This window comes from Paenibacillus sp. VMFN-D1, assembly GCF_003386155.1.
In the GTDB taxonomy this organism is placed as follows: domain Bacteria; phylum Bacillota; class Bacilli; order Paenibacillales; family Paenibacillaceae; genus Paenibacillus_AQ; species Paenibacillus_AQ favisporus.
The window spans coordinates 160,215-183,856 of the sequence record NZ_QRDU01000005.1 but is presented as its reverse complement, the minus strand read 5'-3'; the positions used below and the strand labels follow the sequence as shown (position 1 = coordinate 183,856).

The following is a 23,642-nucleotide window of genomic DNA, read 5'->3' as shown; positions in this document are numbered from 1 at the left end:
AATGACCTTGAGATTAGAAAATCCAGAAAGAAGGAATTGACAATGTCGGAGTCCTCATTGATTACAACCCCGTTTCATTCCGGATCGACAGCAAGCGAGGTCGTTGCAGGGATCAATCTTGCGGGTCGCAGAGCTGTCGTGACGGGAGCCACATCCGGAATCGGCCTTGAAACAGCCCGGGCTTTGGCTGAAGCGGGCGCGGAAGTGACACTAGCTGTTCGAAATCTCAATGCGGGAAAGCTCGCAGCCGAAGATATTGCTGTAACCACGGGTAATCCACTCGTTAAGGTAATGCCTTTAAATCTTACCGATCGATCCTCGATAGCCTCATTCGTTGCTTCATGGAGAGGGCCGCTGCACATCTTGATCAACAACGCGGGTATCATGGCAACGCCCGAGACGCGAACTCCTGAAGGATGGGAGCTTCAATTCGCTACTAATCATTTGGGACATTTCGCTCTAGCCACCGGACTTCACGATGCTCTAGCTGCAGCAGACGGCGCTCGCGTGGTCTCCGTTAGTTCTACGGGGCATCTCCGCTCGCCAGTGGTGTTCGATGATATTCACTTCCTGCGCCGTCCTTATGACCCGTTTCTTGCCTACGGACAATCCAAAACAGCTAATATACTATTCGCCGTGGAAGCTTCAAAACGTTGGATCAGTGAGGGGATCACAGCAAATGCTTTGATGCCTGGCGGTGTGCGGACTCCGGGAGTTGACCGTATACAGATCACTCCCGAGCAGATCAAAAAGCTAAACGAGACTAGAACAGGCTATCCGGAAATCATCTGGAAGACCCCTCAACAGGGAACCGCTACTTCCGCGCTATTGGCAACGTCTCCCTTGTTAAACGGTATCGGCGGCCGATATTTTGAAAACTGCAACGAGGTCGGACCTCGTGTTGGAGAGACTCCGTCGGGGCTCGCCTCTTACGCAATGAATCCCGACGCGGCTGAGGAATTGTGGAATGTGTCTATGAAATGGATTAATAGCTAATGAGTCACTAGCCTATTTCATACAAAAAGACCCCTTTACGAGGGGTCTAACGTTACGTTATTACATAATCGGCTATGCCTTTTTTACCGGCCGCAGCACAGCATAACCATATCCCTCTGGGTAATGCCGTTGGTAGTCCTGTTTGATCCCTTCATCCCATTCGTAGCCCATACCTGTGGGGTCGAAGTTCCACGCCACTTCTTCAACGGTGCTCATCACATCGCCATTATCCTTCAAATAATCGAAAGGCGGGTGAAAAAAGACCAAATACTCCGATTCCGGAATTTCCCTGCACTCCATCCCTTCCGGAATGGGCCCCTCGTACTCCAGTGAAACAGGGATTCCATATAGGTACCCCTTTTGACCATTTTGGTAAAACCATCCCGCCGTCTGCCCCAGTTGTCCAGGGAGGGTGTGATTGGACATGCTCTCCAGCGTGCCACAGATCTCGTCACAAGAATGTCCCCTTTCCCAGAATTCCCCAAAGTTTGCTGCGGAAAGGTCCCAAATCCCGATAAATTTGTGCGCCCGAATGAACTCAACTTTGATCTCCGCTGGTTGCAAATGCACCTTGCTCATCTTATCCCGCTCCTTGATCAAATAATGGTAAGGCGAGAATACCTCCTGACGAATAGCCAGCTTAATAGGGCGGGGAGCTTTTTGGTAGGCTGCGGGGGTGAGCTGAAAAGCTTTGTTGAACGCACGCGTGAACGCCTCTTGGGATGAGAACCCGTACTTTAAAGCAATATCCAGAACCCGCTGGTCCGTGTCACGGAGCTCCAAGGCGGCTCGACTGATTCTTCGAGTCCAGACGTAATCCCGTAATGTTGTCCCGGTCAATTGGTTGAACTGCCTGGAACAATAATAAGGGGAATAGCCTAACTGCTCTGACATCTTCAATAAAGACGAACTCTCCGTTATATTGGCTTCGATCCAATCCACCATAAGCTGGACCATCTCGTTCCATTCGTACATGGAAGTCCTCCCTCCTTTCCCTTCGATCATAGCACCGGCGATCTTCGTATATTTGATTCGAGTTGCACAATAAAAGCTTGGCGTTCCTTGTGATAAGGTTCTCCGCGCTGTCTGTAACGGCAAGTTTTAAGGCCATCCTTTTTCGGAATGGCCCTTTCTTAAAACTATTTGATACTACTCTTGGTCAAATTACCCAGTCAAACATTAACTTGATACTGACTGTACCACTTAGGGACAGTTAACTCAAAGTTGTTATGGTCATCCATTACTTGGTGGATCTTCATCAACATTGAATCTAACTCATCCGGTTTTACCTTCAAGATCCATACGACGGATGAGATCAAAGTCATGGCTAGATAGAGTGAATAAAGTTGCCAGAACTCATCATCAGGTTCATTGTAATTATTGTATCCCTGGATTTGACCGACTGAAAAAGGCACACTAACTTCTGCACTAAAAATACCGACTTTCACAAACTCATGAATTGGATCTCCCCAGTCGTACCTGTTGAAATCAATGATACCTGAAAGCTTCCCGTCCTTAACGATAAGATTTCCAATATGGTAATCATCATGTTGGAAAATATTAGGCCTACCCTTCATTAAGTACAGTTTGTCATCAATAAAGGATAACAACTTCTCTTCGTTATTTATTGCAACTCCGCATTTGGTATACTCCATTCGGTATCGATGATGCTTGGCGGCCATTCTTTCATCCCAAGACTTAATGTTATCAGGACAGATAACCTGATGAATCTTCTTTAATTCGAAGCCTGATTGAATACCAATGTTGAATTGCTCTTCTTTCGTTAAAAATGGTAGCTCTTCTGATGCTTCATTTCCCTCAATGAATGAGACGATCATGTAACCTAGTTCTTGTTCAGGTAGGACCCCAATTTCAATAGGTCTAGAGCATTTCACATCATGCTTTTCCATCATCTTCAGTCTGCTAAATTCCAATTTCTTGTTTTCAACCTGATCTATGTTGTAGGTTCTTAATATGTATTGGGGGTGGCCATTGCTATCATGTACGATGTATTTACCATCACTTGAGTATCCCTTGTGAATTTGTTCAAGCTTTGTACTGTTTCTTAGTAGAGGAATGGAGTTGCGAAATCGTTCATACTGATTCATGGAATCACTCATGCTTAACCCTTCTTTCTCTAATTTATCTAACCGTATCAAGTTCAAAATCAGATATATATCGTATTCGTGACCTAATGCCAAGCCCCTTGTTCGAGGGGTCATTTTCATTTTCAGGAGGGATATACAAATGAGGATCATAAAGACACATCAAGACTTCCAATTCCTGTGTCGAGCCGGGGCACTCACAGAGGCACTCCTTGATCAGATCGAGGACTATTTTCTGCAATTAAGGAATGAGCTAGAAGACGATGCGGATAAGGTTCTCCGCGGTTGGTCTTAAAGTACAAATACAGCAGCCGGCTAATGGCCGGCTGCTGTTGGTTGTTTGTGAGCTATTGTTCTCGTTTAACTTAGCTTTACTTCCTCAATCCGATCTAAAAATCAGGCTCGGATTTGCGCCTGTTGTGATGCACGCGGAGCTTTTCTTACCAGTCCGAAATAAGCGAGCATGGCTGCCGTACTCGTCGCTAAAATAATCAGGCCTAGTGGAACGGCGGTATTTTCACCGGCAATCCCAACCATAGGAGCAACCACCGCACCTAACAGAAAAGGGATGACCCCCAGGAGTGCGGCAGCACTGCCCGCCATATTGGCCTGTCTTTCCATGGCAAGCGGAAATGCCGCAGTGGATGTAATGCCTATGGAGCAAACAAAGAAAAACAGCGGGATGACCAACGCGAACAGCGGACCATGGAATACAGCGACCACTAGAACGACGATGCTTGCCGATAAGGCTACCCATAGGCCAAACAGCAGAAAAGCCTGTTCAGATATGCGATGCGCCATCCGCCCGACCAATTGCGAGCCTATAATCAAGCTGATGCCATTTGATCCGAATAGCAAGGCGAAAACAGCCGGTGTGACGCCATAAATATTTTGATAAATAAAAGGTGTTCCTGAAACATAAGCAAAGACACCCGCGATCATAATCCCCTGTGCCAGCATGTAGCCGACGAACTGACGGTCACGCAAGAGCATTCCGTAGCTGCGCAGCTGGTTCGCGAAGTTGGGTTTCTCGCGTCTTTCCGTTGGGAGCGTCTCTTTCAAGCGCCATTTTGTCATCGCCCACAAGTAAATCCCCAGCAGAGACAGCGCGATAAACACGCCAATCCACGTTGTGAACGAAAGAATACCGCTGCCTGCAATCGGTGCAGCAAGTGGACCCAAATTACCGACAAGCAGCAGCAAAGAGAAAAATTTAGTAAGTTCGTGGCCGCTGTACAGATCGCGGGCTATGGCTCGCGAGATGACGATTCCCGCGGAAGCGGAAAACCCTTGGGCGAATCGGAACAGGATCAGCAAGCCAATATTGGGTGCGAATGCGCAAGCCAACGAGGAGATGATATACACGGCCATGGAGATCAGCAGCGGATTCCGCCGGCCATACACATCGCTTAGCGAGCCCATAACGAGCTGACCTATGCCCAATCCAAGCAAACAAGCCGTCAGGCTAAACTGGACGAGTGAAGCGCTCGTATTGAAATTATGTGCGATTTCAGGAAATGCCGGTAAATACATATCAATCGTAAACGGGCCTAACGTCGAAAATAAACCCAGCAGCAAAGCCAGGCCGAAAACATTCCCTGCATTATTTTTGCTCATTATGAATTGAATCTCCAATTCTAGTATGGTTTCTATTTTCTAAGATCATTTTCAGACATGCCGATGAGGCAGCTCACATCTTTTTCTCCAGTCTCCTTTCCTAGTCTTCGTTAGATCTTCTGCGCTTCTTTTCATGTTTAGTTGAAGTATAAGGCCTAGAGTTAACTGTAGGTCAAGGATTTTCGCTTATAGAATTTCTTCATTGAATCACGTCCGCCTCCGGCAATGTAATATACACGGCGTCAATTTCACTTTTTTCATCCATTAATGCTTTTGCAATTCGATGTCCCCCATCAATTAATTGTCCGTCTGAACATAATAATATGGGGTACTCCATGTTGGCGTTGATAATCCGCTGACAATGAAGCGCAACATTGCGTATCGTTGGAATGGGTGTCCTCCTGCTATCTTTAAACCAACAATCCTGATCCAGTTCCTTTATTGAATCAATTTTGATTGTATGAACGGGTAAGTTTTTAGATAACTCCCATAGTTTCTCTACGTCCCAGAAATGATGCCTTCCGTCAATAACCCTTCCATGAATATGCTTCATTTGTGAAAGTAGCTCTTCCACAACAATCACCTCAGTTTTTCATATTAATCGATGGCATAGCGTCCTTCACTCCTTGACCGTGACGGGTAATCTGCTACGGTGAGAAGATCGCTTCATAATGAATTCTTTGATATTCCTCCTGAAAACCAAATTTTGTATAGAGCCCTTTAGCCGCATCGTTGCTACTGTCTACGCTTAACCGAACATCAACTGCACCTGAATGCTGAAGCCTTTGCAGTATTTCGGATAGCATTGCTTCCCCAATACCCCGTCTGTGCCATTCACGCTTTACTGCAATAGTCGGTATTCTGGCATGAATTCCTCGAAGTGTAGCACAAAGGAGGCCAACCGCTGTCCCCGTTTTATTTTCACATAGCATATACAGGTTTTTGGAAAAACTCTCTCCCTGAAATTCGTGAATGACACTCTCAACCGTTTTGTTACCACCGAATGCATCGTTATAAATCTCTGCCCAAATTGGAGCATCCTCTAGCGTAGGGGGACGGAATTTAAATTCTGATGGAGGGCTCGAAACTTTGATGTGGTTTAGGTCGTTTATGCACAAAATACCCAGGCTGTTTTGCTCCTGCATGCCAAAATTGGCACCAAGAGTGGTTTCTCCAGAAATACTCGTGAGTGCACGATGAATAAAGTGAATTTGTTTCGCCTCTTGTCGTGCGATTTCAGCCAGTCGTGTAAAAATAAACTTGAACATTGCCGTACCAATGCCTCGCCTGCGCCAATCCACGTCCACCGTCCCGTAACAATACACGGAAATGTATGTAGTCCGTTCAACGAAACATAAAGAAAAATAACCGACGGTTGTCTGTCCAAGCTCAACAACGAACGTGTTATCGCGGATTCTTTCCCCGGGTTCATCTAAATCCTGCTCAAACGCTTCGGCCGTTAGCCCGTTCAACATATGAAATGGGTCACGATTGATCATGGTTACAATGTTTGCTGTATCTGACCGTTCATGCAGGCGAATTACCAAGTCATCATCCGAAAATTTCATTCATATTTTGCCTCCAATGTATATTTACGATTTATAACAATGCTGCCGGCGTTGAACTAACGTTTCCCGTTAGTTGAAAGCCGCTCATGTCTTCGGTTGGTTTTTTACTCCCCACTCGCATAACCCTTCCAAAACGGGTAAAAGTGTCTCCGCTTTCTCTGTAAGACTGTACTCGACTTTTGGAGGAACTTGAGGATACTCTTTCCGTGTCACCATCCCATCCGCTTCCAATTCTTTAAGTTGTGAACTCAATGTTTTAAAAGTAATAGCCCCGATCTGTCTCTTCAGATCATTAAAGCGAACCGTTTGATTTTCCGCCAGGAGGTAGATAATCACCATTTTCCATTTGCCGCCAATCACGGATAATGTGTATCCAAAAGGTGTATCCTGAACATTTTTAACTTTGCCTTTATACTCAGCCATGCTCATATTTGCACTACCCTTTCTGATAGTACCTATCAATAAAGTGCGTACTATATTTTTATTTTTTTTCATCTTATACTTGCCTTACTTTGAAGTAAAGGAGAGAAAAAAATGACTACAGTAAAAACCTACAATCACGATCTTTGGGATCACGGCATCACCCAGGGCTATAGCGTCAACGGCACGATTTACATTTCGGGACAATTTTCCCACGATACAGAGGGAGCGTTTGTTGGCGAGGGAGATTTCGAGGCACAGACCCGGCAGACGCTGGAAAATCTGGATCGCGTGCTGGCGGGATTTGGTGTCACGAAATCGAACCTGGCTTATGTAGAGATCTATCTGACAAAAGCGCAAGAGCACTTCGAGCATTGCATTCGGCTGTTCAAGGAATACATCGGACAGCACAGGCCAGCCGGCAGCTGCATCGGCGTAACATACCTGGCGTCCCCCGAGCAGCTGATCGAAATCAGAGCCGTCGCACACACGGACTAACTAACGTGGTTGGGCCTGACTGCAAGGGCGCAGCATTTACGAACCTGTTAATGAAAAATGATCGATGGGGAAGATTCTGACCTTTTGGAACTCCTTTTGGAAATACTAGGCCCCCCAAAAGACTGAACGCTCTATTCCGAGCTTCAGTCTTTTATTGACGATCGATAAAGTATTGATTGCAGTAAGCGGAGCGTCGGTGAACTAGAGAACGGAGAAAAAGCGCCTTCTATGCTAACAGTGACTGCATTAGCAAAGGCGCTTCAAGCTAAGCCATTGGTTTTTATTAAAGGGTATGGGACCGATCGTTCCCCGGCTGCCTAGAGCAGCCGCATCCCCTGCGCAATCACCCCGTAAATCGGCTCCATCTTTGCCTCGTCCACGCTGGCCAGAGGCGAGATGGAACGGATTCGTTCCGCCAATCGGCTTCGCACAAGCGGAATATTCTGCAGCACGCCTCCCTGCAAAATCAGGGCAAATGGCTCTTCCGCTGCAGCCAATCCGATTCTTTCGATCACGGCCCGGGCCCCTAGAAACAACTCATCGGCAGCAGCCTCGAGAATCATGCGTGCAGACGCGTCTCCCTCCTGCTCTGCTTCACTCACGAGCTTGCTGAGCCCGGCTGTTTTCTCTACGCTGTATGCAGCGGAGTAGGCCCAGTTGAAAAGCTCTTCTTCCGTTTGCAGCTTCAGTTGATGCAGCAGCTTACCCGTTAGCGCCGTGGCGCCGCTCCTTCCGTCATATCCACGCAATGCGGCGATGATAGCCTGCTTACCGATCCAATATCCGCTACCTTCATCGCCGACACGGTGGCCCCAGCCGCCGGCACGGGCGCTTTCTCCGCTCGCGTTGATCCCGTACACGATTGAGCCGGTACCGGCGATGACCAGAATGCCGGGGGCACCGCCTGTGGCACCGAGTAGAGCAGCCACGCCGTCATTCTCCACGATGATGCGGTCGGCCTGCACTTGCGTGTTTCGAAGCGCTTCATGGACAAGCTCCTCAATTACTTGACGGTCAAAATCGGTATCCAGACCAGCCAGGCCGAACACTGCGCAGGCAACATGCAGCGGTGACTCTACTGTTACGGCAGGTAAAGGATCTTCGGCCTGAGAAGGGAGAGGAGCAGCATCTCCGTCAAACGCAGACCGCGTATTCCCTTGAACATTCAGATCCGCCAGCTGCCTCTTGGCTTCCTCGATCGCACGCGTAAGCTCAAGCGCCGCGGCTTCGCGCCCTACTCCCTGGTAGTTGCATGATCCCGCACGCCCGCTCGCCAGCACCCGGCCCTCGGCATCCGCAAGCACGGCCAGACACTTCGTCCCCCCGCCGTCTACGGCCAGCAGAGGAATTGCCGCCATGTTCATCGGCTGCCGCTCCAGCCGGCCAGGATGTCATCCAGATTCTTCAAGGCTCCGTCCGCCTGTTTGCGGGCTGCGTCCAGCCATTGCTCCTGAGTCTGCTGGGCCCCTTTCCGCTTCGCGATCACGCTTTGAATTTCTGAAGGAGCCGGTCCGCCGGGGAGCGTACGAATATCCACAAAATGAACCGGATCCAGCGCCATTCGCAGTTGCTCCTCCGTCAGCGAGAGCTTGCGGCCGATGACCTCCAGCGCGATCTCATTGACAAGCTCCAGCGTAATTTGGTTAGCGGCAAGTCCATCGGCGACGGCACGCTTCACGAGACGGCTTACGATATGATGGGAGCTGCGGAACGACAAACGGTCGGAGCGCACCAGCGTATCTGCAAGCTCGGTCACCGTGGCAAAGCTGCCCTCGGTCCGCTTCCGAAGTACTTCCTTATTGACGTCCACGGTCCCGATGACGCAGGAGAGCAGGCGGTACATCCGTTCCAGCACCTTCAGCGCCTTCCAGGCATAAGGCTGCATGTCGTCTTCAGTATCGACGATATCGCCGAATGGCGTGTTGTGCATCATGGTCAGCACGGTTTGGGTATTGCCTACGCAGCTGGAGAGAAGCGCACGCATATGCTCGAACGATACCGGATTTCTTTTCTGCGGCATGATCGAGCTGATCTGCACGTAAGGATCGGCCACGCGCAGCATGCCGAATTCCTGTGTGCACCACAGCAGGAAGTCCTGCGACGACCTGCCCAGGTTAATCGCGGCCAGCTGCACGGCCGTCATCATCTCGCCGACGTAATCGGCACCGCCAATCGCGTCGTAGGAGTTATAGATCAGCTCGTCGAAGCCGAGCAGTTCCTTCACCCGCTCCCTGCTGATGGCGAAGCCGGAAGTGGTCAGTGCTGCCGCCCCCATGCTGCTTCGGTTGCAGTTGGCATAAGCCGCCTGCAGCCGGCGGATGTCGCGGTCCAGAGAGTCAGCCATCGCCAGAATATAGTGGGCCAACGTCGTCGGCTGTGCCTGCTGTGTATGCGTGTACCCGATCATGATCGTGCCCTTATGCTCCTCTGCAAACGAAAGCAGCTGACTCTTGAGTGCAAGGGCTCCGCGAAGCGTTACGAGCAGTTTCTCCCGCAGCACGATCCGGTAAATCGCGATGCCCATATCATTGCGGCTGCGGGCCAGATGCAGATTGTCGGCAATGTCTCCGGCCGCTGCATGCAGCTCATGCTCAACCTGAAAGAACAGGTCCTCGAACTGTCCCGTATATTCCGCTTGGCGCAGCCCCTCCAGGTCAAGGCCGCGGATGGCCGACGCGATTTGAAAGGCTTCTTCCCCGCTTACGAGTCCCTGCTCCTTCAGCATGATCAAATGCGCCTTGTTAATCGCCATCATCGCTCCAAGCAAGCTGTTCTTCGCTTCATCGAAAGCAGGCTCGAGCACGGCTTCCGTATAGGTGCGCCCTGGAAAATGTCCACCTTCCCGTTCCAAAATCTGTTCCCGATTCCTCATGTTGCCCCAGTCCCCTCCATGGTTTGTTTTATGTACATTAAGCCAAAGTCTTTATCCGTGTGAAAATCCAGGGTCCGGCGCGAAGCCTATCGCTCCGCGCCATCCCCTTTCAAGCTAAATCCTTCAACGGTTCATCCTACATTCCAGCCCGATCATCCATTACTTTTGGGGAGTGGTTCCGGTGGAAACCATCCCTCCCTGCTTCAGGCTGATCATGTTCACGAACATGCGAATCGAGCCTGGAACAAGGCTTGGCATTTCGCGGTACCAGACAATGGAGCTGTACGTGTAATTCCCTTTCCCATAAGGGGCTGTGAGGAACGTGCCCGTAAACTCTTTCTCACCCGGGTCGCCGTTCGAGATCAGCTCCGTGTACTCCTTGCCCCACTCCGATGGGTTGTAAGCCGAGCGGTCCTGAATCCAGTTCTCCCAGTCGGCCGATGTTATCTTATTCGGCGTGTTAAAGATCGGATGATCCGGCGCAAGCATCGTCACCTTGGAGTTTTCGTCCGTGACGCGCCATTCGATCAGCGGCGCGCCAATCTTGATCGGATACGGAGCGAGGTCCGGCGACCATTTGTCTTCCGGTTTGTGATACTGGACCACCAGGTTGCCGCCATTTTTGGCGTAATCGAGCAGACGCTGATTGCTAGGAATCAGTTCCGGCCGGAACGCATAGGCCCGAATGCCGAGCACAATCGTATCGTACTGCGACAGATCGCCGAACTGAATCGTTTTGGCGTCCAGATTCGTCACATTGATGCCCACCTGGCGCAGCACCTGATCGATGTTATCAAACCCGCTGGACACATAGCCGACCTTCAATCCCTCTGGCACCTTCAGATCGAACGCTTGAATGGCCAGGTTGGCCGGCTTGACGTAATAGGTTTTGCCGATATGCGGATACTGGATGACCTGTACCGTTCTGCTGCTGTCCAGTGTTCCGTCGCTCGATACAGCTGACAAGCTGTAGCTTCCCGCCTTCACGCCCTCAGGCGCCTTGACCGTAAATTCAGCCGTCTTGGTTTCGTATTTGGCCGCGAAGCTCAATTCCTGCACCGCAGGCTCCACTGTCCAGCCCTCCGGCGTTTTCAGCGAAATTTTCGTCTTCTCCGCGCCTGGCGCATAATTCGTCGCGGTCACCTTGACCGATACGGCGTCTCCCGGTTTCAGCGTATTCAGAACCGCTGCTTCCGGACTTAGGGACAGCGCAACCGGCGGCAGCACGGCTACCGCATTATCCGGAACCGCATGCAGCGTTGCCGCCGTTCCGAACGCCTCATACCCGATATCCGCGGAAATCAGCGGAAGCGCATAAGGATTGAAGTCCTCCACCTGTTTCGGCACGGTGACCTCAAATTCGGTTTGGACCGTCTTGTTTTTGTCCAGCTTGGCGAAGGTCGCCGCTCCTGACGCTTTCGCATTCCAGCCTTCGGGAACATTCAGCTTCAGGCTGACCTTTCCGACATTCACGTCTCCGCCGTTAAAGGCCGTTACCGTCACCTTCGTCGTTTGCCCCGGAATAAGTTCCCCGGTCTCCGGCTTCACCTTCACGACGACCGAAGTCGCCTCCTGGCTGGCTTTATTGAGCTGTCTTTCCTTCACGTCCAAGCGATGCAGCAGATCATTTTTCGCCGATGAATCTAAAGATGATGACTTCACAAGCTCCACGGCGGTTTGAACGTCCGCTTTCATTTCGTGAACTTCGCGGGCGACTTCCGCAAAAGCGGGATAAGCCGCAATGACTTCGCTCGCGTCCTTTTGCAGCGTGTTCAGCTGCTTGGCGACTTTGTTGTCTTTTCCTTTGGCGTCTATTTCTTTGGCCAGATCGTCAAACGTAAAGGCGATTCCGCCGAACAACGACGCTGCCGGCTTTTCGTCCTTCTTACCGTCCGCCGATGCCTGAAGTGTGTAATAGGCCGTTCCTTGGCCTTCGTCCACTTGCCGGCCCATGCCCTGGCTCTTATGCATATAGCGGGATTCTTCTCCGAGCTGGGCATAGGAAGCGCCGTACAGCTCATTATATTCGTTGACCGGCAAAGAGACATCGTATGCCTTCTCCGTTCCTGGTACATAAAGTTTCTTCGGCTGCCAAGGCTGCAGCCCTTCCTTCAGCTGCTCCGGGAACACCTGCGGATTACCCGCATCCTTGAAGGCACGTACGGTCAGCACGTTGATCGCCCGATGATGCCCGTGCGTCGAAGGTTCGTTCAGAAACGCCGGAATCAGCACATCCGGACGTTTCTCCCGGATTTGGCGGATCAGCCGTTCATAAGCGACGTCTTCGCCCCATTTTTCCAACGTTTCGTCAGGGCTTTTGGAGAATCCGAAGTCATAGATCGGATCGTCCAGCTTCTGGCTCAGGTTCGCCAGCGTCACATTCGTAATCTTCGACGCTTCCTGCAGCTCCCGCGTGCGGATGATTCCGAGGGCGTTGCCAAGCTCGCTGCCGATTTCGTTCTGCCCGCCTTCCCCGCGGTTGGCGATGACACTGTATGTATCCACGCCGAGTCCGAGCGAAAGATACGCGAGTGTCGCACTATGCTCATCATCCGGGTGAGCACCCGTATTCATCGCGCTGGCAATGGTGGTGAGGGGCTTGATGGCTTTCCATAAATCGACCACCCCCCTGTCAGCAGATGCCTTTCCTGGACCGGCCTGAAAAGCAAGCGTTCCTGCCATCACCAGGCTCATTGATGCCGCCATCCATTGTTTCGCCCTGCGTTTCTTACTCAGTTCACGTTGACTCAAGTTACTTCTCCTCCTTCAAGCGTGAGTGTTGGCCTGCATCGGCAAATGCCGCTGCCTGCCTGTATCATTATCGCAATCGGCTCGCCTTTTATCGGACAGGTCGCCGCGTAATGAAAAAAGGTGTTCTTTTACCGCTTCAGGTTCAGGAAAATCTATCGGTCAAATCGCGGAGCCGGCATTGCCGCCGGTCAGTCTCCGGGAAACGTAAAGCACGAGAATAATCATGACGATTTGCAGCACGCCGTATGCGCAGGCGGTTCCGAATTCAAATGCGTACATCCGCTGAAAAATCTCGACCGAGATCGGCGTTGTCTTGTTGGTATACAGCAGAATCGAGGCGACGAACTCGCCGATGCCTTCCACAAGTGCAAGCAGCGTGCCCGCCAGGATGCCGCTCAGCGCCATCGGAAACACGACGCGGCGGAAGGTGTACCACCAGGACGCTCCCAAATTTCGCGCCGCTTCCTCCACCGAACGGTCGGTTTGCATCAGCGTGGACGAGGTCGAGCGGAAGATCAGCGGCAGATGCCGGACGAAATAAGCCAGCGGCAAAATCCAGAAACTCCCGATCAGCACCTGTCCGAAGGAAAACGCATTGGGCTCGCTGAACGCCGTAATGAGGTTTACGGCCACGACCGTGCCCGGAAGCGCCCAAGGCAGCATGATCAGAATATCGAGCAGCGTTTTCCCCTTAAAGTTCATGCGCACGATGGCATAGGCGGCTGCGACGCCGAACAGCAGGTTGCCGATCGTCGCCGCGATGCTGATTTTGAAGCTGTTGGCGATGGGACGCCATGTTTTGCTGTCAGTGAAAAGATCCTTGAAATGGTCCAGCGTATAAGACGGCGGCAGCACTTGGGTCGTCCACTTTCCGTCTTCGGAAAAAGCGAGCAGCACGATCACGAGGATCGGCAGCATCAGCACGAGCACCCCGAGAAAAGACAGAACCATCGCGGTGTTTCTGCCTGCTTTGCTTTTCACCTCGGTCCGGTGAACGCTGACGCCTTTGCTCATGTTCTGGTAGTTCCGCGCGCCTTGGTACCAACGCATTAGAATAAGAAACAGAATGGACACGACGGACAGCAGCATCGATTGTGTCGCCGCCATATCCAAGTCGCCGTTGGTGCGAGACAAATAAATCTGCATCGTCATCGTCCGTTCAATGCCGAAGATCAGCGGCGCGGTGTACGACGCCATCGAGATCATAAAGACGAGCAGCGATGCCGCAACGATGGCCGGCGTCAGCATGGGCAGAATCACCCGCTTCCAGATGGTGAACCGGTTCGCCCCCAGATTCGCTGCGGCTTCCTCAAGCGACGGATCAAGCCCTTTGATTGCCGAAGACGCCGTCATATAGAAATAGGTGTACATCGTAAACGTATGGACCACCAGTACGCCCCAAATCCCTTTCAGGGTAAAAGGCGGCTTGTCCAGATGAAGCAGATGCTGCAGCCCCCGCGGAATAATACCGCTGGAACCGTACAAAAATTCAAAAGATAACACCCCGATCAGTGGCGGCAGCGCCATCGGCACGAGGACAAGCACCGACAAGAGCTTGCGGCCGGGGAACTCGTACCTTTCGAGCAGGAATGCCATGGCCACCCCCACGATGCCGCAGGTGATCACGCTGAGTACCGAGATGTATACACTCGTCCACAGGGCCTCCAGATTCGCCGTATGTTCCAGGCTGAAGAAACGGGAGTAGTTTTGGAGCGAAAAGCCGCCGTCCAGCTGCAAACTCTGCCGGAACGTCTGAAAGAACGGATAGATGACATATGCCAATAGGATAAGAAATAACGGCGCAATCAGCACATACACAAAATGCGGCGATCTCGTCAGCGAATTCCAACGGCTGCTTGGGCGAATAGACGACGGTGCCAATTGAGGCTGAGGTTTGTTCATCGCTTCGGGTCACCCCCTATTCCAAAAAATAAATGCTGTCCGGCGCCACGTTAAACAACACTTCCTCGTCCCGCTCCCTCATCCGGTGCCCCTGCCCGACAAACATTGCCTTCACGGACAACGGGCCGGCCTGAGCCATATAATTCACACTGATCCCGGTGAATTCCGATAGCAGCACCTTCACAGCCATCGTATTGTCCTCACCGCGTTCGGACGCGGCAGCCTCCCGAACCGCCTCCGGGCGTACCGACAATGTAACCTTCTGTCCCACCGCCAGCTTGCATTCGGGCGAGGCGTTTTTGGCGAGGCCGGTCAGCCGCAAATCCGGTGCAAGCCGTACATCTACCATACCGCCTTCCAGCCGCTCTACCGTGCCTTCCCACAGATTGGACTCCCCGATAAACGAAGCGACGAAACGGTTGACCGGACGGTTGTAAATTTCATGCGGCGTACCGATCTGCTGCACGACGCCATCCTTCATGACCATGATCCGGTCCGACATGGACATCGCTTCCGATTGATCATGCGTAACGTAAATCGTAGTAATGCCCAGCTCCAGCTGAAGCCGCTTGATTTCCTGCCTTGTCTCTTCCCGCAGCTTGGCATCGAGGTTGGACAAGGGCTCATCGAGCAGGAGAATATTCGGCTCGATCACCAGTGCACGAGCGAGCGCAACCCGCTGCTGCTGCCCGCCGGACAATTGATCGATACGGCGCTGCCCGTAGCCGTCGAGATGCACCAGCTTTTGGGCGCGCGTGACCTTCTCGTTAATTTCAGCTTTTCCCTGTTTCCGGACTTGAAGACCGAAAGCAATATTCTCGAATACGGTCATGTGCGGAAATAAGGCGTAGTTTTGAAATACCATGCCCGTGTTGCGCTTATTGGGCGGCATGTGGGTGACATTATGCTCACCGAAAAGAATGCGTCCGTCGCTGGGGTAATAGAAACCGGCGATCATGCGCAAAGTGGTCGTTTTGCCGCAGCCGCTCGGACCCAGAAAGGTAAAAAACTCGCCTGGATTGATATGTACGTCAACTTCCTCCACACCCTTGGCCCCACCGAATGTTTTGCTGACGCGGTCCAGCGTGACTCCGATCATCATTCGTCCTCCTTCAAGTCCATTCACGTATAGATGCAAGCTTAATTGCCTTCGTGCAATAAGTATTTTTCTTAACCATTCGAAAGGCAGACAACCTAGTAGCTATATAAGTTCAACTGTTGAAATGGATGATGGGGCAAGTACGTAAACTGTTCCTATGATCGCTCTTGTTTTCGGATTTCTTGATTATATTGGACTTTTAAGGTAGAAATCCGAAAGCCAAATGCGACCGCTCCGCTTCTTCGGAATCATTTTACTCCCTTGCCTGCATCATATTCTTTGATTTAACTTATATGGTTGCAGGACTTTGCTCATCAAGCCGCAATCCGTTATTTGCCGCCCTTGCCTTTGATATTCTCATCCCAATACTGCATCCATTCCTTCTCTTTATCCGCAAGGACTGTCCAATCCAGGTCCAGCGGCTTGGTATCGAGGTTTTTGTACCAGTCCGGGAACTGGCTTTTGTCGATATCGGTCCGGGTCGGAATCTGGAACAACTTGTCCGCCTTTTCCTTAAGCTGGCCTTCATCAAAAATAAAGTCAAAGAACTTCTTCGCCGCGTCCAGGTTTTTGGCACCCTTGATAATGCCGACACCATCCACCAGAATCGGTGCACCGCTGGTTGGATAGATGTAGTCAAACGGCTGCTTCTGCAGCTCCTTCTGGATCAGAATGTCCTGCAGGTTCCACAGCGACAGCTTTCCTTCCTGACGGGCCAGCTTCAAGTACAATTGGGTCGGGTCCTGCGTATACTCTTTCGTGTTGGCATCGAGCTTTTTCAGCCACTCGTAGCCTTTTTCCGGATTCGCGGGATCTTGGCGGTATATCATGGCATCATAGATCGTTCTCATCGTGCCGGACGCCATGACACCACGGATCAGAATCTGATCCTTCCATTTCGGATCGAGCAAATCATCCCAATCCTTCGGCGCATCCTCTTTCTTCACCGCCTCGGAGTTATACATGATGACCTCGGGCAGCAGCATCTCCCCGTACCAGCGGTCCTGTTCGTCTTTGTATTCGGCCGGAATGCTGTCCGCATAGCTCGGCTTATACGATTCCAGCAGCCCTTCATTTGCCGCCGTTATAAAAGAGGACTGCGTGCCGCCCCACCAGAAGTCAGCCTGCGGATTGGCCTTCTCGCCGCGCACCCGCTCCATGATCTGCTGGGCGCCCATCGTCATCACTTCCACGTCGATATCCGGGTTCAGCTCCCCGAACTTCGGCAGAATCTGCTCAACGACGTTTTTGTCGCGGGCGGTGTAGATGACGAGCTTCTGGGATCCCTTGTCCCCGCCCGCTTCACCGGAGGCGGCCTGTTCCTTGTCTCCGCCGCCGCAAGCGGTCAGACCGACCGTCATTGTCAGAGCGATGGACATCATGCCGAGCTTGAACCATTTCTTTGCCATTGTTAATCCCCCTAATTTTAGGCTCAACATTGAAGTGAGTTCTTAGTATGGGTGCAGGGTGGCCGCTGCGGTTCCGGATCGTTCTTCCGATCGCTGTTGTTCCCAAATTTCTTGATTCACCTTTTCAGCAAGGTAGAAATTCGGTCACAAAGGCGCCCGCTGCCGCTTCTGCAGATCGATTCCGGCCCCTCCGCTACTCTGCCCATGATTAAGCACTCATTAGGATGTTGAGCTAATTTATAATTCAAAATGTTAACTACCTGGATGCGTACGAATGCGCTTCAAGCACGCTGTGCACCGCACCCATGAGCCCCGCGCGCTCTCGCAGCGCCGCCAAGCGGATTTCCGGCATCACCGGCACCCAATCCAGCAGCAGCTCGCGGATCCGGTTCAGTCCGGCTTCGTTCAAATGGACCATCTCGCCGCTCAAGACCAGCATCTCGGGATCGAGCACGCTGACCGTATTGGCGATTCCCGAAGCCCAGCCGTGATACACGTCATTCAGCAGTCCCTCCGCCTGCGAGCTGCCTTCCTCGCTCAGCTGGATTAACTGCCGGAGAATGCTCGTCTCCGCGTCGACCTCAAGCCCAAGCGCCTTCGCTTTACCGTGTATGCCGTTCACCGAGAAATTTTTCTCGAACACGCCGAATTCGCCTTTGCGCCTTCCCGGCGAGTCACCGATCCGCATATACCCGATTTCTCCGGAGGCCTCCTTGCTTCCGCGGTACAGTTGCTTGTCAAGGATAATGCCGGCGCCGATCCCGGTTCCGACGTACATATACACCAGGCTGGATACGCCAGACCCGGCCCCCCCGAAAAATTCGCCCTGCGTCATCATGTTGACGTCATTATCCAGCACCACCGGCAGCTGAAGGCGCTCTTCAATCTCCCTGCCTACGGGGAGGTCCATCCAGCCCGTGCTTGGAGCATGGCTGACGGTGCCGCTTCGGCGCTGCGTAATGCCCGGAAGCCCAACGCCGATACCGATCACCCGGCCCCGGTCCGTCCCGCTCGCAACCAGCAGACGCTCCAGCGTCTCTTCGAGCGCCTGAAGTGCGAATTCCCCATCCACCGGCTGCTTCAAACGCGTATGCATTTGGGCGATCAGTTCGCCCTTCATATCGGCTACGGCCATTTCAAGCTCGCTGCCTTCAAACACGGCGCCTACGACTGCATACGCCTGCACATTGTATTCCAACAGGATCGGCCTGCGCCCCCCTCTGGATTCTCCTGTACCCACCTCACGAATGAGCCCTTCATGAATCATCTCTTCCACCAAGGCCGAGACACAAGGACGGCTAAGCTTCGTTTTTACTGCCAGTTCGGCTCGTGACAAGCGGGGCTCCTGCCGGAGCTGATGCAAAATGCCTTCCCGGTTCATCTGCTTGACGAATTTGGCGTTCCCGGTTTTCCCCCTACCGATCACGATGTCATCCACCACCTTACTTTGTTAAAATAACTAACAAATCCAAATTTAGGCTCAAGTATATGAATGCGCTTTTGATCAGTCAATGCGGTTTCCCGAAAATGAGGAATCATGCCTAGTCGTCGAAAAAACTCGAAACTCATGCTCACCTACTCCTCTTTCCAAACGTATAAATGCTCGCCTGCCCCGAAATGATACGCTTTTTCCAGTCTCCACCATCTGTGGAATATCCCTTTTCTCAGGATCGAATCAGAGTTAAACCGGTTTTGTGGGATACGACTTTCTTCCCGCACCCTTTTTTCCTATGTTGAAATTAAAATTCCCTCTAAATAACGAGAAAAAGCCGGGCGACAATCAGGCGTAAATACCTGGGTATCGACCGGCTCCTCTTCGGGTAACTTTTACAAACTTTTATCACGAATACCTTCTGATAGAAAATCATCTTTCAAATCGTCAAAAAAAAGGCCCCCAGCGTTTTATGCCGGAAGCCTTCTTCATGACATCAATCGTTCATAGGGTTAAAATTTCATCTACCCTCGAAGTGCGAACATATTCAGCAGGACCGTCACAGCCTCAGCTCTTGTAGCAGCGTCTTGGGGAGCGAATCGATTGCCGTCTTTCCCAAGCATAATCCCGGTTTGTTTCAGAAATTCAGCGCTGCCTTTGGCCCAATCCGGAATTTCGCTGTCGTCTGCGAAGCCTGCTTCCGGAGTATCCTTGCTGATCTGGCCCACGGCATTGGTAATGGTGACGGCTATTTCAGCGCGTGTGATTTCTGCGTTCGGACGGAAAGTACCGTTTTCGTATCCTTTCATCATACCTAGCTGCACCACTTGTGCGACCGCATTTTTTGCCCATGCACCGATACTGGCTGAATCGATAAAGGTCAGCTCAGCTCCCGGCTTTTTGATGCCTAGCGTATTAACGAGCATTACCGCGAACTCTGCGCGGGTGACCGTCTTGCCCGGTTTAAACGTGCCGTCAGGATAACCGGTGACGATTCCGGTGCTTGCCGCCTGCTTGATGCTGGCTTCTGCCCAATGTCCGGAGATATCGGCAAATTCCGCCGGGTCGCTGATGACGGTTAACCCGGTTGTTTGATCAATGGCGAGTACTGCAAACTTTGTGAAGTGATCGACAGTGACAGCAATGCGGTTTTCCTGTACCCTGCCGGCCGGAACCATGATCCAAATTTTCTTCGCTTCATCATAATAAAAAACAGCCGCCGTTTGATTGCTTTTCAAGCTTGCCGAGTCAAATGCAAAAGTTAGTGTTACTGGTTTATCGAAGGATGCCGGTACATTTTTTGAAAGCTCAAATACCGGGCTAAGGAAAACTCCATGATGAGTTATAAATGGATGAGTGTCCGTTACTTTTTGGATCGCTAATTTCAGCTCTTGCTTTGTCGCACATGCTGGAACAGAGATCGAGATGGCATCTCCTGAACGAACCTCTCCGGCTTTACCTGGAGGAAGAATTAATTGACCATCCGTAGAGATGATTTTGTTATCGCTCGGGATTACCGGTGTTGTTGAACAGCCGCTGCTTACATGGCCACTGTCAACACTGCCACCGTTGTTACTGCCGCTACCACTGCTACCATTGTCGCTGCTCCCGCCCTCATTTGTCTCGCGATTAGCACGTGTCACGGAGATCGTATAGGTCTTGGTCGACAAATCCTTGGCAGCTACAATGATCGTAATGGGGTTTACACCTACGTTTAATGAAATATCCTGACTTGGTTGCGCACTGGCTACCGGACTTCCGTTCACGGTCATCGTGGCGCTGTTATCCTTCATTGCCGCGTTTACTTTTATGCTGGATACAGCATAAGGAACATTGGCGGTATAGCTTGTCGTTTCGGGTACAAAAGCAGGGCTTAATGTGCCGCTCGATATGGTCAAATGGCTCAATGCCGCAGATGGCAGCACCGTATCGACAGTATAGGGATTGGATTTTGTCACTCCCTCCCCCAATGAATTGCCGGCCGCATTATGCACCATGCTGTTGTCGAGCGTAACGAAATTGTCAGCCGCATTAACGTTGGCGTTAGGCATCAGCGTAACGTTCCAAGTCGTTCCCCCGTCGATCGGAGTGAGATTACTTAGTGTCCCGTTACTCGCCGTAAGGCTGGATAAGTTGAAGTCCGACACCGCCTCCGAGAAAGTGATGGTCACAAGTGAAGTTTCGCCTGGCTTTAGCTCATTGTCAGCAACCACAATGGTGGCCGTTGGGCGTACAGTATCAATCTCGTAGTTGGCGGAATTGGTCGTTCCTTCACCCGCATTGCCGGCGAGATCCGCCACTCCTGTATTATCTAACGTGATGATATTGGTGTTATCCTGTATACCCGGAGTCGGCGTCAGGGTCGCCGCCCATGTCTTGCCGCCGTCACTCGAACTGAGGTTACTTAATGTGCCGTTAGCCACAGTCGGGTCAGCTAGGTCGACACCCTTTACCGCTTCCGAGAACGTAAACGTCACGGTTGTAGTCTGGCCGGCCATCAGTTTGGAATCGGCAATCGCAATCGTGGAGGTTGGACGCTCTGTATCAATCTCGTAGTTATTCGAATCGATAGTTCCTGTTCCTTTGAGTCCTCCGGCATAAGTCACCCCCGCTAAGTTAAGCGTTATGACGTTATTCTTGGCATTGATGTTCGCAGTGGGCGTCAGCGTCGCCGTGTAGGTGATGTTGTCTGGAGTGGAAAGGTTGCCTAAGGAGCCGTTCTGAGCTGTCATATCTGATGATAGATCGAAACTGGTCACCGCTCCCGAGAATTTGATCGTTACCGTTGAAGAATCCCCAATGATTAGCTTATCCTTGGCCACCACAACAGTAGCCGTTAGCGGCTCCGTGTCAGACTGGCCCGTTCCCTGAGAGGGGGATTCGGCCAAACTAGCCGCTTCGTCGCTGGCTGGCGTGTTCACGCTCCCCGTCGACTGGACAGCGGCTGCTTCATCACTAGCGGACGCTTTATTGATTGTTGTTAAAGGAAGCGCCCCCGCTATAATGATCAAACACAGAAATAACCTCCACATTTTTTTCACAGGGTACACATAGACCTCTCCTTGTTCTTCTATTCATCTATCCATCTGTTATTTTATTCCTTCTATGTCACTCTCCATTATAGGTTTAGGCAACGAATCTAACAATCTACTTGCCTGGAATCCAACCATAATATTTTTGATAGAATCGCGCGATCAGCCTCATGACGACACCAAAAAAGCCAAGAAGGTGATGTTCACCCTCTTGGCTTTTTCCCATATTATCTCTGCAGTTCCCGAAGGAGTTAATGCATAATGAGGACTGGACAATGGGATAGCTGTGAAACCTTGTGGCTAACGCTTCCAAGCATCATTTCTTTGATGCCCCTTAGCCCACGGCTTCCGATAATAATAAGTTGCTGCTCGGTATCCCTTGCATAATTTAATATTTCATGTGCAGGATCACCCTTAAGATGAACGGTTTCCGGGTTAATCCCCGCAGATTTTAATTTAGATTTGGCTTGCTGTAGCTGTTCCAAACCCGCTTTCTCCATTTCGTTCAATATGTCTTCCAAAAAATTCTCTGGTACATAGGTCATGCCATTCGACACATATTCCTGGCTGACATGAACCAAGGTAACTTGCGTTTGTTTGTTTTGGGCTATTTCAACGGCTGCATCAAGGAGCTTGTTCGTTATTTCAGCTTGATCAATGGCCACCATAATTTTGTTAAACATTCTAATCATCCTTTCCGTGGCAGCTCGTAACGATTTCGGCTATCTACATAACGGTTTTTTGCTGCGCCTAAACCGACTAAAAGGAGTAAGACCGAAGCGCCAAGCAGAATGAAAAGCGGCAGGTTCCAACTATTTGTCGCATCATGCAGGTATCCGATAAGGGCAGGACCGATTGCGGCAAGCAGATATCCGATCGATTGTGCCATGCCGGACAGTTCCGCTGCCTGATGCGCATTTTCAGTACGTAACCCGAAAAACATCATGGACAAACTAAAGGCGAAGCCTCCACCAATGCCGAGTAAGATGATCCACAACAGAATGATATCGGAGCTGCCGTAAAGGATCCCGAGCGTTCCCGTCAACAGCAAAATGGTTGTGATGACTACTAACAAACGTTGGCTGGACATGCGCCCAGCAATAACGGGGACAATAAAGGTAAATGGAAGCATAGCCAACTGCATGATCGAGAGGTACCAACCTGATTGGCTGGAGTCAATTCCTTGCTGCTTTAAAATTTCAGGCAACCATGCGATCAACACATAGAAAACCATGGATTGTATACCCATAAACAAGGTTACTTGCCAGGCAAGCGGGGATCTCCAAACATTCACCTCGTTGCCGGCCACCTGTTGACTCGTCGTGGCCGTTTGCTTCGTTTGATTTCTTAATTGGGGTAACCAACAGAGGACCGAAACAAAGCTTAGCATCCCCCATATTCCCAATGCTCCCTGCCATTTTAGACCTGCGTTCACGGCTACTGGTACACTGATTCCCGATGCGATTGCTCCACATAAACTCATTGAAATGGAGTAAACACCTGTCATGGAGCCAATTTTATTCGGGAAATCCCTTTTGATGATACTTGGCAATAATACATTACATACGGCAATGGCGAATCCAAGAATGGCTGTTCCAATAAACAGATCAGCTGCGCCAGATAAAGAACGTATTACAATACCAACTGTCAGGAAGATGAGGGCCATCAAAATGATACGTTCAACCCCATATTTTCGTCCTAATTTCGGTACTAGAGGAGATAATAAAGCAAACGCAAGCAAGGGTACCGTTGTGATCAGGCCCGCTAATGTATTTGAAATATGAACGTCATCCCTTATGAGACTCACTAAAGGACCGACAGAGGTTAAGGGAGTACGTAAATTAGCTGCAATAACAATAATGCCGAGAATGATCAGCCCTATAGAGGATGGTACCCCTTTTATATTTTGTTTCGGCATTCTTCAATTCTCCTTCCTGAATT

General features: G+C 51.0%; 19 protein-coding genes. 3 read left to right on the top strand and 16 right to left on the bottom strand.

The annotated features are described in order from the left end of the window. Positions 1-42 precede the first annotated feature (42 nt). Positions 43-996: an SDR family NAD(P)-dependent oxidoreductase gene (locus C7820_RS27265; protein ID WP_116233693.1), complete on the top strand. Its 954-nt coding sequence runs from the start codon at positions 43-45 to the stop codon at positions 994-996. 72 nt (positions 997-1,068) lie between these two features. Here the strand turns inward: C7820_RS27265 and C7820_RS27260 are convergent, their stop codons facing one another. The 6 genes from C7820_RS27260 to C7820_RS27235 form a co-directional block, all read right to left on the bottom strand. Continuing rightward, on the bottom strand, positions 1,069-1,971 hold the full coding sequence (locus C7820_RS27260; RefSeq protein WP_116233692.1) for an AraC family transcriptional regulator: 903 nt from the start codon (positions 1,969-1,971) through the stop codon (positions 1,069-1,071). A 197-nt stretch (positions 1,972-2,168) separates the two neighbouring features. Further along, positions 2,169-3,116, bottom strand: coding sequence for an aminoglycoside phosphotransferase family protein (locus tag C7820_RS27255; RefSeq protein ID WP_116233944.1), 948 nt, complete (start codon positions 3,114-3,116; stop codon positions 2,169-2,171). A gap of 381 nt (positions 3,117-3,497) precedes the next feature. Next, positions 3,498-4,718, bottom strand: coding sequence for a multidrug effflux MFS transporter (locus C7820_RS27250; RefSeq protein WP_076173921.1), 1,221 nt, complete (start codon positions 4,716-4,718; stop codon positions 3,498-3,500). A gap of 199 nt (positions 4,719-4,917) precedes the next feature. After that, positions 4,918-5,292, bottom strand: coding sequence for a chromosome partitioning protein ParB (locus tag C7820_RS27245; protein ID WP_116233691.1), 375 nt, complete (start codon positions 5,290-5,292; stop codon positions 4,918-4,920). 73 nt (positions 5,293-5,365) lie between these two features. Beyond that, positions 5,366-6,286 (bottom strand): GNAT family N-acetyltransferase, encoded by a 921-nt coding sequence (locus C7820_RS27240; RefSeq protein ID WP_116233690.1) that lies wholly within the window; start codon positions 6,284-6,286, stop codon positions 5,366-5,368. Between the two features lie 84 nt (positions 6,287-6,370). Further along, positions 6,371-6,715 carry a winged helix-turn-helix transcriptional regulator gene (locus tag C7820_RS27235; protein ID WP_076174034.1) on the bottom strand — a complete coding sequence of 115 codons (345 nt, stop codon included), beginning with the start codon at positions 6,713-6,715 and terminating at the stop codon, positions 6,371-6,373. A 105-nt stretch (positions 6,716-6,820) separates the two neighbouring features. Here C7820_RS27235 and C7820_RS27230 point away from each other — a divergent pair, with 105 nt between their 5' ends. Further along, entirely contained in the window at positions 6,821-7,204 is a 384-nt protein-coding gene (locus C7820_RS27230; protein WP_116233689.1) for a RidA family protein, read from the top strand. A gap of 171 nt (positions 7,205-7,375) precedes the next feature. Next, positions 7,376-7,525, top strand: coding sequence for a helix-turn-helix domain-containing protein (locus C7820_RS27225; protein ID WP_116233688.1), 150 nt, complete (start codon positions 7,376-7,378; stop codon positions 7,523-7,525). Here C7820_RS27225 and C7820_RS27220 read toward each other — a convergent pair. The 10 genes from C7820_RS27220 to C7820_RS27175 form a co-directional block, all read right to left on the bottom strand. Continuing rightward, the gene (locus tag C7820_RS27220) at positions 7,522-8,568 is read right to left on the bottom strand and encodes an N-acetylglucosamine kinase (protein ID WP_116233687.1); all 1,047 of its coding nucleotides are present in this window, start codon (positions 8,566-8,568) and stop codon (positions 7,522-7,524) included. The two genes, C7820_RS27225 and C7820_RS27220, sit on opposite strands and share 4 nt — an antisense overlap. Further along, positions 8,565-10,076, bottom strand: a complete 1,512-nt coding sequence (argH, locus tag C7820_RS27215; protein ID WP_116233686.1) for an argininosuccinate lyase — start codon at positions 10,074-10,076, stop codon at positions 8,565-8,567. Before argH ends, C7820_RS27220 begins: the two co-directional genes overlap by 4 nt. A 159-nt stretch (positions 10,077-10,235) precedes the next feature. Next, positions 10,236-12,812: an NEW3 domain-containing protein gene (locus C7820_RS27210; protein ID WP_397334230.1), complete on the bottom strand. Its 2,577-nt coding sequence runs from the start codon at positions 12,810-12,812 to the stop codon at positions 10,236-10,238. Positions 12,813-12,986: 174 nt separating this feature from the next. After that, positions 12,987-14,729, bottom strand: a complete 1,743-nt coding sequence (locus C7820_RS27205; RefSeq protein ID WP_116233685.1) for an ABC transporter permease — start codon at positions 14,727-14,729, stop codon at positions 12,987-12,989. A 16-nt stretch (positions 14,730-14,745) separates the two neighbouring features. Then, positions 14,746-15,828: an ABC transporter ATP-binding protein gene (locus C7820_RS27200; RefSeq protein WP_116233684.1), complete on the bottom strand. Its 1,083-nt coding sequence runs from the start codon at positions 15,826-15,828 to the stop codon at positions 14,746-14,748. A gap of 329 nt (positions 15,829-16,157) precedes the next feature. Then, positions 16,158-17,237, bottom strand: a complete 1,080-nt coding sequence (locus C7820_RS27195; RefSeq protein ID WP_116233683.1) for an extracellular solute-binding protein — start codon at positions 17,235-17,237, stop codon at positions 16,158-16,160. 256 nt (positions 17,238-17,493) lie between these two features. Next, entirely contained in the window at positions 17,494-18,663 is a 1,170-nt protein-coding gene (locus C7820_RS27190) for an ROK family transcriptional regulator (RefSeq protein WP_116233682.1), read from the bottom strand. A gap of 530 nt (positions 18,664-19,193) precedes the next feature. After that, positions 19,194-21,680, bottom strand: a complete 2,487-nt coding sequence (locus tag C7820_RS27185) for an Ig-like domain-containing protein (RefSeq protein ID WP_147306309.1) — start codon at positions 21,678-21,680, stop codon at positions 19,194-19,196. 272 nt (positions 21,681-21,952) lie between these two features. After that, on the bottom strand, positions 21,953-22,384 hold the full coding sequence (locus C7820_RS27180) for a universal stress protein (protein WP_116233680.1): 432 nt from the start codon (positions 22,382-22,384) through the stop codon (positions 21,953-21,955). Positions 22,385-22,389: 5 nt separating this feature from the next. Beyond that, a complete protein-coding gene (locus C7820_RS27175) occupies positions 22,390-23,619 on the bottom strand; it encodes a CynX/NimT family MFS transporter (RefSeq protein ID WP_116233679.1) in 1,230 nt (409 codons plus the stop codon). Positions 23,620-23,642 lie beyond the last annotated feature (23 nt).